The 12,723-nt window shown below is 36.9% G+C and carries 15 protein-coding genes; 8 read left to right on the top strand and 7 right to left on the bottom strand.

Annotation, left to right across the window (positions count from 1 at the left end):
- The first annotated feature begins 1 nt into the window (after position 1).
- Positions 2-694, top strand: coding sequence for a response regulator (locus OCV82_RS12315; protein WP_115648663.1), 693 nt, complete (start codon positions 2-4; stop codon positions 692-694).
- Complete coding sequence (locus OCV82_RS12310) at positions 687-1,316, top strand: hypothetical protein (protein ID WP_115648664.1); 630 nt, start codon at positions 687-689, stop codon at positions 1,314-1,316. Before OCV82_RS12315 ends, OCV82_RS12310 begins: the two co-directional genes overlap by 8 nt.
- A 28-nt stretch (positions 1,317-1,344) precedes the next feature.
- Here OCV82_RS12310 and OCV82_RS12305 read toward each other — a convergent pair whose 3' ends face one another.
- The 3 genes from OCV82_RS12305 to OCV82_RS12295 form a co-directional block, all read right to left on the bottom strand.
- Entirely contained in the window at positions 1,345-2,241 is an 897-nt protein-coding gene (locus OCV82_RS12305) for a helix-turn-helix transcriptional regulator (RefSeq protein ID WP_115648665.1), read from the bottom strand.
- Between the two features lie 115 nt (positions 2,242-2,356).
- Positions 2,357-2,845: an SLOG family protein gene (locus OCV82_RS12300; RefSeq protein WP_115648666.1), complete on the bottom strand. Its 489-nt coding sequence runs from the start codon at positions 2,843-2,845 to the stop codon at positions 2,357-2,359.
- A gap of 4 nt (positions 2,846-2,849) precedes the next feature.
- Positions 2,850-3,410, bottom strand: a complete 561-nt coding sequence (locus tag OCV82_RS12295) for a phosphoribosyltransferase (protein ID WP_046452642.1) — start codon at positions 3,408-3,410, stop codon at positions 2,850-2,852.
- A gap of 763 nt (positions 3,411-4,173) precedes the next feature.
- Here OCV82_RS12295 and OCV82_RS12290 point away from each other — a divergent pair.
- On the top strand, positions 4,174-4,395 hold the full coding sequence (locus OCV82_RS12290) for a helix-turn-helix domain-containing protein (protein ID WP_007835189.1): 222 nt from the start codon (positions 4,174-4,176) through the stop codon (positions 4,393-4,395).
- Here OCV82_RS12290 and OCV82_RS12285 read toward each other — a convergent pair.
- The 3 genes from OCV82_RS12285 to OCV82_RS12275 all read right to left on the bottom strand — a co-directional run bounded on the left by OCV82_RS12285 (position 4,392) and on the right by OCV82_RS12275 (position 6,139).
- On the bottom strand, positions 4,392-4,775 hold the full coding sequence (locus OCV82_RS12285; protein ID WP_115648667.1) for a hypothetical protein: 384 nt from the start codon (positions 4,773-4,775) through the stop codon (positions 4,392-4,394). The two genes, OCV82_RS12290 and OCV82_RS12285, sit on opposite strands and share 4 nt — an antisense overlap.
- A 99-nt stretch (positions 4,776-4,874) precedes the next feature.
- Positions 4,875-5,234: a DUF2958 domain-containing protein gene (locus tag OCV82_RS12280; RefSeq protein ID WP_154044662.1), complete on the bottom strand. Its 360-nt coding sequence runs from the start codon at positions 5,232-5,234 to the stop codon at positions 4,875-4,877.
- Between the two features lie 725 nt (positions 5,235-5,959).
- The gene (locus OCV82_RS12275; RefSeq protein ID WP_154044661.1) at positions 5,960-6,139 is read right to left on the bottom strand and encodes a hypothetical protein; all 180 of its coding nucleotides are present in this window, start codon (positions 6,137-6,139) and stop codon (positions 5,960-5,962) included.
- A gap of 295 nt (positions 6,140-6,434) precedes the next feature.
- Between OCV82_RS12275 and OCV82_RS12270 the strand changes: the two genes are divergently transcribed.
- From OCV82_RS12270 to OCV82_RS12250, 5 genes are all read left to right on the top strand, one after another.
- Positions 6,435-6,644 carry a helix-turn-helix transcriptional regulator gene (locus tag OCV82_RS12270; protein WP_115648922.1) on the top strand — a complete coding sequence of 70 codons (210 nt, stop codon included), beginning with the start codon at positions 6,435-6,437 and terminating at the stop codon, positions 6,642-6,644.
- Positions 6,645-6,653: 9 nt separating this feature from the next.
- Positions 6,654-7,997 carry a DNA cytosine methyltransferase gene (locus tag OCV82_RS12265; RefSeq protein WP_115648670.1) on the top strand — a complete coding sequence of 448 codons (1,344 nt, stop codon included), beginning with the start codon at positions 6,654-6,656 and terminating at the stop codon, positions 7,995-7,997.
- A complete protein-coding gene (locus tag OCV82_RS12260; protein ID WP_115648671.1) occupies positions 7,978-9,057 on the top strand; it encodes an HpaII family restriction endonuclease in 1,080 nt (359 codons plus the stop codon). The genes OCV82_RS12265 and OCV82_RS12260 overlap by 20 nt, the downstream gene beginning before the upstream one ends.
- 98 nt (positions 9,058-9,155) lie before the next feature.
- Positions 9,156-9,674, top strand: a complete 519-nt coding sequence (locus OCV82_RS12255) for a very short patch repair endonuclease (protein ID WP_115648672.1) — start codon at positions 9,156-9,158, stop codon at positions 9,672-9,674.
- Between the two features lie 60 nt (positions 9,675-9,734).
- Positions 9,735-11,699, top strand: a complete 1,965-nt coding sequence (locus tag OCV82_RS12250; protein WP_115648673.1) for a hypothetical protein — start codon at positions 9,735-9,737, stop codon at positions 11,697-11,699.
- 21 nt (positions 11,700-11,720) lie between these two features.
- Here OCV82_RS12250 and OCV82_RS12245 read toward each other — a convergent pair whose 3' ends face one another.
- Positions 11,721-12,392, bottom strand: a complete 672-nt coding sequence (locus OCV82_RS12245) for a hypothetical protein (RefSeq protein ID WP_154044706.1) — start codon at positions 12,390-12,392, stop codon at positions 11,721-11,723.
- Positions 12,393-12,723 lie beyond the last annotated feature (331 nt).

Here is a 12,723-nt window from a genome sequence, read left to right as displayed (position 1 = left end):
TATGAAAAAGAAAGTAACTGTTCTTATTATTGATGATGTAGATCAGTCAAAAATAATAGATGCACTTAAGAAACAGCTTAAAAGAAAATGTGAATTTGAGGCAATAAGTATTCGTACAACAGATGTTGAGTTAAGAGAAGATGGCTCAGATCATCTTGATGTCAGAAAGTTGAAAGAACGCATAAAAGATTTAATTAGTTCTAAACATATAAATTGGGCATTGACAGATTTTAATCTTTCAGAAGATGATATTGATGGTATTAATGTAGTAGAAATATTGACTGAATTACGTAAAAATCTTAAGATTATTATGTATTCAGGTAATAGGAATGCTGTCGTCAAACGTGTTCTGGGAAAAGTTAAATTACAAGAAGCAACAGAAGAAGAAATAGTTGAAGCTGTTCGAAAGCTGATGGAATATCAAATAATTGACTATGTCAAACGTGATGAATATAAAGATAAATTAATAGGACTGATAAACCGTGATGATGAACCGACCGTACATGATTATTTTTTAGAGCAGTTACGTCAACATTCAGAAATGGAATTTAAATCATGTTATGCTCCTTTAAAAGGTAAAACTTTAGGTGAAATTGCAGACATGATTGAAAAGCAATCAGACAAGCGTGTCGATTCCTGGACTCAGGAATTAGTAGAACAAACTATAGCATATTTAGTAAAAATCAATGAATAAGACAGTTTGCATATACCCCAAAGATGAATCTACGGATTTTCTCTCTCCTTTATATGACTTTTTATGTGAAAAAGGATGTGAAGGATGGCACAAAGATACAACGGAAAATACAGATGAAGCATATGCTTTAATTAAAGAGGCTGATAGTATTATTTTTCTAGGTCATGGTGCTTCTGATACATTATATGGTTCGCCACAAGATGGAGAATTTACAGTGCTGATAAACGAAACTAATATACAAGAACTACTTTATGGAAAAAGATGTTTTATATTAGCATGTAATTCTTATGAGTTCTGTGAAAATTATAATTTAACTTCTTTCATAGGTTTTGGAAATATGCCTACAGGAATAGTTGATGTTAAAATTGCAATGGAAGCTGATACTACTTTTCCTAGTCTTGAAAAAGAAGATATTGATACATATGATGCGGCATTAGTATCTTTATTAATAAGAGCGTTTAATGTAGCCTGGTTAACTGATATGGAAAAGCTATATTCAAAAATACGACTTTACGCCAATGTTGAGATTGGAGAATGTCTAATAAATAAGCCGTGTAAGATGTTTAGGGAGGTTGCAGATTTACTTCAAGATTTTAAAAATGATTGTACTTACTGTCCGTAACAAGGTTACAATCATATTTTTGTTGAAACTATATTACCATATACCTGTTTCTGATACGTCCAATTTTCTGAAAAAGCTTCATTCTCAACTTTTCCGGATAAGCAATCTCCACCTTATCACCAAGAGCCAGGATTTCATTCACCAGCTCGTCAGTCACAAGAAGGGTGTAATCAAATGACGTAAAAGTCCCCATATCATTCCTTTCCACCTGAGAATGGTGGAAAGGATGCTTTCTCAGATAATCTGCAAATGAACCGTAAGCCCTTAGAGTAATCTCTTCCGGCTGCTGTCCGGTCGGAGCCACAACACCAATAGAGTCTGAAAGACGATTAGCCAGCGAAAATCTGCAGTCAGCCTGAAACCTGTTTCCGCTGAGATAGATTTTTGTCAGTGCATCAAGAGGCACAGCACAGAACTCTGATCCGTTCCTGTACCCGAGCAGATACCAGCGGTTATGAAACAGTTTCAAACCTTCCGGTCGGAAACGGCCTTCCACTTCATTGCCCTTGTCATTGGTGTAGAATATGTACAGCTCATGTCCATCGCTGATACATTCCGATATATCAGGAAGGTATTCAATACCGCCAGACATGTCAGGCAGTACAACACGATGGAACAGACACGGACTGCTTTTCAAAGCCACATCAATGATATGGCTGTTGAACAGCCAGTTCCGGCAACCGTCACCGAGTATTTCATCCAGATTCTGGATATAATATGTATAGTCCTTTCTGTTGCACGCAATAACTATATCAAAATTTTCCTCAATCATTTTCCGGTGATGATGGAATGTGCGCAGACTCAGCGGCTTTCCATTGTATAGGAAATGGTGCTTCCAAATATCACAAAGCCTTTCAAAAGTGACCTTTCTCTCCTGATAGACTGTATGCAGCAGCCAAATGTAGCGGTTGTAGATATTATTCATAAAATCACCTCTTATAACTTGTTTAACTATCTAAATATAAGCATTATAAATGAGATATGCAAGAAATTTGCATATCTGTTTTGTACAATATTTTCAGTATAATCCGGACTGGTTTTCAGTACAGATTTACTATGTCCATGCCTTTCTTCATTGCCTCCCTGCAGGTATAGAATGTCCCACCATAAGACTTGCCGTCATAAAAGGCTATCACGCCACATGAATGCTCCAGCATGAAGTCATTGCGCCTTAGAAGACACCCGTGAAAATAGTGTTCACTCAATACGATAACCTGGTCAGCCCTGGAAATTATATTCTGATAACGTTCCTTTTCCATGGAATGCCACCGGCAACTCTGTCTTCTGAAAGGAACAACGGCAATGAGCCGTATATCCGGATACTTTCCCTTCAGTGATAATACAGTTTCAGCTGCCATCAGGTCGAATCCCATGGCCATGCCTGAGAAGAAACAGGTAATGCCTGACCTGCATGCAAGCGACACGGCTTCAACAAGCCGTGCCCTTATTTCATTCTGCCTTTCTATGGGAATAGTTCTGTGTCCCGTGAAAGCCAGTGACTTTGATTTGTCTGATAATATTCCGTTCATAGTTCTATACTTTATAATGGGTTCTTGCAAGGAAGATGCCTTCAATGACATTCGCTCCGAAACTCTCCAGCTGATTAGCATACATACCGAAACTGATTCCGCGTGTGATTACATCATCGAAGACTATGACTGCTTTTCCTCTGAACCACTCTTCATCAAACTCGATGATGCTTACCTTTCTGATTTCCTTTTCAGCCTTACGGTTTTCATGAATAGCAAGTCTTTCTCCGCATACCCTTACATGGTCATATCCGTTTATTGCTCCTGTGAGTTCACATACCCTTTTGCAGAAGTCCATATACCGGATTTCATTCTTTCTTACCGATGATGCCGGAACCGGAATGAATACCAACTGTGAGCATCTGTTGCCGTGTTCCTCAATCATTCTTGCTGCCGTCATCTGTGCCACCTCTTCATGAGACCTTCCGTCCTTGAAGTCATAAACCAACTGTCTGTCGGCGATTTCCTTCTCGCCCACATTCTGAATACGTTTGGGAAAATATTTGCAGAACCATGTCTGTGGCTTTTCCAACTGCTTTCTGATGCTTTCGTCCATCTGTACCATACGCTCTGATTTTTTTCCCTTCTGTCTGCAAGTTTTTCAGCTTGCCCGAAGGATATTTTTGCAGTTCTCAGAAGCGCAGGCATTCAATAAGGCAAACTACAAGGGAAGCTGAAAATACGCTCAACCCCGTTTGAGGAAGATTTTCAGCCCTGTGTTTGACGTTTGCAATGCCGGAGATACCTTTGCAAAAAAATATCTGCAGAGGCATGCTGAACAAACCTGTGGCTGTAATGGTACATTGGGATAACCATGTATCCCTTTCGCATCAGATGTTTTCAGATAATAAAATGCACCCGTTTCAATGGTGACAGTGTTGACAGAGAGTATCTGTCAGTGTATCAGATACTTCACATAGAAATCATACGTTGACAAACGTTGACAGGCGTAGCCACAATTTTCAGTCCGCTAAAAATCCATAGCCAAACGTTGACACATTATAATACTCTATTCTTTATAAGAAAAATCAGAAAGAATATAATATACTGTATTACAGAAACTTCCCAGATAGACTTTATGTCGGATTTTCATTGGATTTGCTGTCAACGCTGTCAACCGTCAAATATATGCCTTCCTGATTTTCATAAAAAAAGATTCGTTATCAATCGCCTTACCCCAGCCGTATTGAATATGACAGGTAACACATAATCCATACAAATCCCACAATCTCCGGAATAATCCCATATTTGACGTATTGACAGCTAATAATCAGATGTTTACCTTTACGGCATCCAATAAACGAAAAGATTAACCAGCATGAGAAATAATGAAAGTTGTTCCGGAAAAGACATATTCAGTAAAGGAGGCAGCACGCTATCTGGGTGTTCACCGCTGCACCATCTATGCCTATATCCGTTATCTGGAAAAGCCGCTGGCTTTCCTGAAGATACCTGATAAGGCAAAAAGGGTGTTCAGAGGAACTGACCTGATAGCCTACAAGGAAACTGGCCTGCCCAAACGTGGCCGCAAGCGTAAGAAACACCGTTAGTTCAGTCTGTCCCATGGAATGGTATCCAGGACATTATATCTGACATTCATGGCTGCAAGTTCAAGAGCCAGCAGCCTTGCCCTTAGCCTGACATCCTCCATGTCGGAAACGGCCTGAAGGAACTCCGACGGCTCCATTGCTCCCGACTGAATCATCCATTCCCTTGCACATTGTTCAGGAACAGCGGCACTGACGAAAGAGAATATTTCTTTTGCTATGCAGCCGGCTGTACCGTCACCGGCTTCAATGGTAAAGCAGAACGGTACACCGCTCGAAGTATTCCGTCTGAAATTGAGATACCGGATTCCATCCTTGTTTTCCATAGAAACGCTCCACCCATGTCGGGCAGAGAGATTAAAAATATTACGACAATTTTCCATTTACCATACAATTATAGTTTTGTTTTCATTTACCTGCTATAATAAGCAGCCGGTCTTGTCCGTGACGGATAGGACTGGCCACTTCTGTTTACTTACAGCCTATTCAAACCTTGCATGAAATTCCTGAAGCCTGCTGTCCTGAATCTGTTTCAGCGGAACCGGCTTAAAGTTCTGCTGCTGTCTTACCTGAAGCTTGCCAAGCCCCTGAGCACTCAGGTCAAGCTCCACATCCGAAAGCTCATTGAGGGAAATATACCCGTATTCATCCTCCATGAGTCCGATTACGATACCGAATAGAATCACATCGTCATCCTCCCTGTTTCCTTCAAGGATAAACCACCTTACAGAACCAAGGGCAAAAACCGCACGGCAAACAGCCTCCTTTCCCTTGCCGTCCTGTGAGTAGAACGGATAACCCTCCAGAGCTTCCGCCAGTTGTGTTGTCATCAATCTGCACATATCAGTTAAAAATTAAAATATTGTTTGATACTCATTTTTCTTGCTCGCATAACACTTGAATTTTGAAGTTCCGATTCTTTTCCCTCCAGTAAAGCTCATTGAGCTTCATGGCCGGGAAAAACCGTTTTATGTGCATTTGTAACTGCGGACCAAAGGGAGAAAAAGACAAGTGTGAAGTCAGAGGATGCAGACGGAATACCCAAATTTTTGAGGTATGAGAAAATTTGCGGAAGGCTGCCGTCAAGTCCTCCGACTGAAAGTGCAAGCGTCACTTGGCGTTTCTCCAGTCCGCAGTACCTTTGCACATAAGAAACGGTTCTGGCTATGATGCTCCAATGATTTCCTGATATTCAGTATTCAAAGATTTCTGAAGAGCATAGTATCCGTTTTCAGACAAAGCACCGGTAACCGGTTGCCAATGTCAGAACCTTTGAAGTGAAGAGTAGCGCAACCTTAAAGGCTCTGTCTTTGGCAACAGTCCTGATTTATCTGCATGATTGTATGAACCTGTCGGCTGAAACTTGCCTGGTATCGGGATACGAAGCAAGTCAGCCAGTTAGTTTCTGGAGCATAAGGCAAGTTGTTCCGGCATCGCATGAAATACGAACAGTCGGAACAGCTTGCCTGTATTTTAAGACGAGTATTCAGGGATATAGGACGTTCCGGCATTGCAAGCTTTAGCCTGCATCATCGGAACGGCCTGCTTGTTTTCGTTTTCAGACATGTTATCGAAAATCAGTTACCAATGTCAGAGCCTTTGAAGTGAAGAGCAGCGTAACCTTAAAGGTTCTGTCTTTGGCAACTGCCTGATTAATCTGCATGATAGGATGAACCTGTTGGCTGAAACTTGCCTGGTATCTGGATACGAAGCAAGTCAGCCAGTAAGTTTCTGTAGTATAAGGCAAGTTGTTCCGGGCATCGCATGAAATACGAACAGTCGGAACAGCTTGCCTGTATTTTAAGACGGGTATTCAAGGATATAGGCCGTTCCGTCAGTGGAAGCTTTAGTCTGCATTATCGAGACGGACTGTTATCATTTTGTTTAAATGACTGAGTTAGAAAAATGGTAGCAGTACGAAAACAGCATTTGCAATATATTTCAAATGTTTGTTTATTCTTGAAGTTTTTTTCATGTTGATACAATTTATTATGGGCAATTGGGGGTTTTTCGCTATATTTGCATAAATGTTTAATATGATTATGGCTAAAGATTTAAATCGCTTGAAAGTTGTTCTTGCAGAAAAAAAAATAACAAATAGACAACTTGCTGAGAAGCTTGGTAAAGATGAAGCAACTATATCAAAATGGTGTACTAATAATCTTCAACCAAATTTAGAGATGTTAATAAAGATAGCTCAAGTATTAGAAGTAGAAGTTCAAGAGTTAATAAGAGTACCTAATAAAATATAATTCCAAACGATGAAGAGTATAGACAAAACATTTTCCTTGTTTGATTTCTGTAAAAAGAAAGCAAGTAAAGTTCAAATATATGGAGAAGAAACTTTAGATGATGATGGAAATATAATTTCTTTTATTGATCAGGCAGCTCTTATAACCCATTATTTACAATTGAAAGATTCTGAAATAAGCTTGCCTTATGTATCCAAAGCAGAAAGTATATTGGGCTTATGGTATGAATTTATAAAAGGTGAAAAGAAAATTTGTACAAAAGATTTGGAGTGCGCAAGAGAATCTTCAGTACTTTTACAAACCTATCTTTTCCCAGATTTGTTTCAAGCACCGTTTCAGGCACCAGAGAATCCTAAATTTACATTTATAGATTTATTCGCTGGTATTGGTGGATTCCGAATGGCAATGCAAAATTTGGGAGGCAAATGTGTGTTTTCTTCAGAGTGGGATGAACAGGCTAAGAAAACCTATTATGCCAACTATGGTGAAGTGCCGTTTGGTGATATAACAAAAGAAAGCACAAAAAGTAAGATTCCGGCTAATTTTGATATCCTTTGTGCTGGCTTCCCATGTCAGGCTTTCTCTCTTGCTGGTAAAAAATTAGGCTTTGAGGAGACTAGAGGAACTTTGTTTTTTGATGTTGCAGAAATTCTACGCCGTTATCAACCTAAAGCATTTTTCTTGGAGAATGTGAAAGGACTTGTTATACATGATAAAGGGCGAACATTTAAAACGATTCTTAACACTCTTGATGAAGTTGGTTATGTCGTTCCTGATCCTGAAATAGTTAATGCTATGTATTTCGGTGTTCCTCAACACCGTGAACGTATATATATAGTTGGTTTTCGAAAAGATCTTGGAATAAAAAAAGATGATTTTAAATATCCTGAACAGAAAGAAGTAACAAAGAAGTGGATAGATGTTCGTGAAGAAAATCCTGTTCCAGCAAAGTATTATCTCTCAACACAATATATATCTACTCTTATAAATCATAAAGCCAGACATGAGTCTAAGGGAAATGGCTTTGGATACGATATTATCCCAGATGATGGTGTTGCGCATGCCATTGTTGTTGGAGGAATGGGTCGCGAAAGTAATCTTGTTATAGATTTCCGTCAAACAGACTTGACTCCTACAACCAGAATTAAAGGTGAAGTAAATAAACAAGGATGGCGTAAAATGACACCACGTGAATGGGCCAGATTACAGGGGTATCCTGATACTTTTAAAATAGTTGTAGCGGATGCCTCTGCTTATAAACAATTTGGAAATAGTGTTGCTGTTCCCGCAATTCAGGCTACAGCAGAACAATTACTTAAACCACTTAAAGAAAATGGCTTTATCGGGAAATAAAGGGGAATGGAGTGAAATTTATGCTCTATTCAGATTACTAGGAGAAGGAAAGGTTCATGCTGGAGATGCAGACATGAATAAATTGGATTTGTATTACCCGATTTTAAATGTAATACGTGAAGAATCCAAAAGATATGAATATAAACCAGATATAGAGCAAAATATCGTTATCATAGATGAAAACGGTAATGAATATGCGCGTATATCAATGGATAAATTTATGGAAGAATCTATGAGGCTTTTGGAAGATATTAAGAATGCCAAGGGAGCTTCATTTTCAATACCTCAGACAGAAGAATTTATGAATGAAGTGGGGTGTTCTAAGATTAAAGCCAAATCATTGGATAAGTCAGATATTCACATTGTTATTCATGATTTACGTACTAATATGAAACCTCTTCTAGGATTCAGTATTAAATCACAGCTTGGTACTCCATCTACTTTACTAAATGCTGGAAAAACCACAAATATCACTTATCGTGTAGTTGGAACTTCGCTTTCTGCTGGAGATATTCAGGAAATTAACGCTATTGATGAGCATTTATCACGTATGAAAGCGATATTTGATAAGGGATGTAAGTTGGAGTACCATGATATTGATCATCCAGTTTTCAAAAATAACCTATTGTTTCTGGATAGCTGTATGCCACAGTTTATAGCGGACTGTTTGATTATAGACAGTCTACCAGATTCAACATCCTCAGTAAGAAGTGCTGTTGAAAAGGTAGCTGAAAGTAATCCGTTTAATTTTACTGGTGCTAATAAGGAAGCTTTCTATGCCCATAAAATGAAAGTTTTACTTCTTGATGCTGCGTTAGGTATGACACCAGCAAAAGAATGGACAGGACAATATGACGCAAACGGAGGATATCTTGTTGTTAAAAGGGATGGGGATATTGTCTGTTATCATTTCTACAATAGAAATGATGTGGAGGATTATCTTTATAATAACACACGTTTTGAACGTGCAAGTCGTAGTAGATATTGCTTTGGTTCATTGTATAATGAGGATGGAGAGGTTTATATTAAATTGAATCTTCAGATAAGATTTAAAAAATAGATATTGAAGTCCACTTTCTGAAAAAGGATTATATTGGATGCATATTTACATTGATATTGATTTCAAGAAGAATCTTTATTGCTGAATAAATATATTATATGACAGATCGATTGACAAAAGAACAACGTCATAGAAATATGTCGGCTGTGCGCAGTAAAAATACAAAACCAGAACTATTAGTGAGAAAATATTTGTTTAGCCGTGGATTTCGATATCGGTTGAATCATCCTCGTCTGCCTGGACATCCTGATATCGTGTTGAAAAAATACAGAACGGTTATTTTCGTAAATGGCTGTTTTTGGCACGGTCATGATGGATGTAAATATTCTGTTCTTCCTAAAACAAATACAGAATTTTGGGAAAACAAGATACAGAGAAATAAAGAACGGGACATTAGGGAGCAAAAGGAACTGGCTGCTATGGGATGGCATTGTATTACGATATGGGAATGCCAATTAAAACCTGTAATACGTGAGCAAACGCTAGAGTCATTAGCATATACACTTAATCATATATATTTGAATGACAGAAGTGTAAAGCTGTATGAGATACAGGAAGATAATCAATTGTTAGCCGCTGAATCAGATTGTGATTATATGAAAGAGAACCTGAAATAGGATTATATATGCAACTCATTTATGTTCATGTGATTTGAAATTTTAAACTGAATAAGAGATATGAAACATAAATATAAAAGCCATAAGAGCATACGTAAACTTAAGAATAAAAAACATCAAATTTTATGCTCACTTAAGGGGAATATAAGGCGTTGTTATTCAAGGAATAAGAATACTCGTAAAAAAAACAGTTTATCAGAAAGTAGGCGTGAAATATATCTTGAAAACTACAACGCAAAAAGAATAATAATGGGAGATTCAAAAAAAGGATATGAATTTCATACCCAATTATTATTGGAATATTCTTCATTATATCCAGGGAAATTTCTAGATATAAAGAAGGAAATCTATAATTTTTCTAGGAATACGCTTTTACGAATGGTTTTAGTTCTTGGACAAAATTACGGTTTGTGTAGAATATCTGACATGGAAAAGAAACGCTTCTTTTCATATAAATCAGAGTTAATCGACGAAATGATGCATAAGATATATAATTATATCAAACGTAATAAAACTTTACCATATAATGTGTCATATGCATCTCAAAAAACTTTCTTAGAGTTTCTTAAACTAATATTTAGTATAAGGCCCGAACTCTGTCATGACAAATACAATTCTTATATGGCAGAAATTAAAACTTTTGATTTATTATTGGCTATAAATGAACAAAAGGTTACCCCATATCAGCCAAGTATAAAGGAAAAAGATGATTTGGCACGTATGATGTATGTTGGACTTTATGCGACAAATGAATTTACAAATAATAATGAGACTCTTGATTTGTCAGAGCAAATGTATTATGCTTTGACTTTTTTTGAATTTATTTCATCAAACTTTGAATGTGAAGTTATTTACAAGACCTTTTTGAATCATTTTTCAATAAATGATTGGAGGGAATATTTCCTGACTATTGTCGGTTTAAACTTGGTCGCATTTAAACAAGGTTTAGGTTTTTTAGATGTTAAACTGAATGATCCCGATCATATATTTAATGCAAATGTACTTCAAAAAATATCTCTTAATGAAGACGCCTATATTGAAAGTGATGATGATAATAGAGATATTGTTGTATTTCGTTCACGACCATTAATAAGTATGAATGATGGTAAATATTTAGTATACAATAAGCAATTATTGAATAAAAGGCTATATAACAGTATATATTTTGATTTATTATCCTATAATTTAAAATATAGAAAAAAATCCTTTAATCAATTCTATAAGGACACATTTGTAGAGAAATATTTATTTGATCATTCTATATTAGAATGTTTAGATGGAAGAAATCTTGATAAATGTTTTCCTCTGCTGCAAGATATAAAAAAAGAGGATTTTATAAATACTAAAGAGGAAGAAAATCAACCTGATTTTTATTTTAGAGAAGGTGATAGTGCTTTTATTTTTGAATGTAAAGCAATTAAACTAAATGGAGATTTAAAAGTAAAAGCAAGTGTAGATGATATTATCGATGAGTTGGAGAATAAATTAAGCGTGAAGCGTTGGAGTCTTAAAGATGGAGTAAAACAAGCAATAGAAAAAGAAAAGCCTGAAGGTGTAGGCCAACTGGTTAATCATATTGTTAGATTAGAGAATTTTGATTTTAAATGGGATACGATTGATCCAAAATCAATATCATTTTATTATCCTGTATTAGTATTGGAAAATTCTGAAATAGCTCAAGTCCCATTGTCTGCCATCGCTAATGAATGGTATCAAAAGGGAATAAATCAAAATTTAAAGACTTCAAAAGATAAGTGTAAGCCTTTAATAGTTATGACTATAAAGACATTTTTCTTCTATTATGATTTATTCCAAAAGAATGGTTTCAAATTTTACTTCGATAAATTTATCAATAAACATATTTATTATAAAGATAATAGTTCATTCTATTATATGGATGAATTTAACGATTTTGATACTTGGATGAGAATGAATTATACAAGTCATAGGGATTTATATTATAAGAAGAAATTTGAAGAAATTATTGAATGGAAAAAGCAACATCAAGCGAATAAGGGTATCTGATACCCCTTATTCACTAATTTTCTATATATTATTTATCGAAATAATAGGCCTGAACTTATGCGCTTGATCCTTTGGTGTTTCCTGAATAGTACCAGACTGCATGGAATAAAGCCAGGCCTTATTCTCCTTCTGGCCTTCCACTTCAGTAGATGACCATAACCAGCATTCACCCGGGTTCAGATTAATTTGGGTTCCACCGACTTCGCTTATACATTCATTAACCAGATGTCGGACCGTGAATAGATAAGAGAGTTGCCGGACAGAAGGAATATAGGCCGATTGCCCATAACTCCACAAATCAAAAGTTTTGATAGCCATCGGTGACTTGACTTCATCATTATTGAACAAAGAATAAGTGTTCTTGTTTCCGTCTTCTTCGGTCAATGATGCAGAAGTACCCTGGTCAATCCCAAGACTGTCAGCAAAAGCCAGCGGTTCCATATCATGAATGTAAACTGCATAACCAAGATTATCAGTTTCAGCACTACGGTTTACATGGAAAACTATGGCAACAGGTTCCTTGCCGGACTGCCTGAATCTGTCCATGGACAATATATTCCCGTCCGAACAGACCACATTGCCAACCTGGAGGGAAGATAAAAGACCGTCATCTTCTTCATGCTCACAATGACAGGAAGTGAGCATCAGCCCACTCCATGCCAGAATCGGTAATAAAAATCTTTTCAGCTTCATAGTAAGCATTCGAAGAAATGCACCTTTTACACTTTGAGGTTTGGTTGTAGCTTTGCGGCAGTGAATACAATCAAACCTCAATTATTATGAACAGACAAGAATTTGAAGAATGTAAGCATTCGAAGAAATGCACCTTTTACACTTTGAGGTTTGGTTGTAGCTTTGCGGCAGTGAATACAATCAAACCTCAATTATTATGAACAGACAAGAATTTGAAGAATTAGAATTACAGGTGCAACAAAGCGACCTGCCGTTGAAGTCGTACCTTCAACAGATAGGTGTAAGTTATTCAACCTATCACTACTGGCGTAGAAAATGTTCCGTTGACAGG

Origin of the sequence: Bacteroides cellulolyticus (assembly GCF_025567135.1) — a bacterium.
In the GTDB taxonomy this organism is placed as follows: Bacteria; Bacteroidota; Bacteroidia; order Bacteroidales; family Bacteroidaceae; genus Phocaeicola; species Phocaeicola cellulolyticus.
Note: the sequence above shows the minus strand (reverse complement) of the source record. Positions and strands in the feature narration are given on the sequence as shown.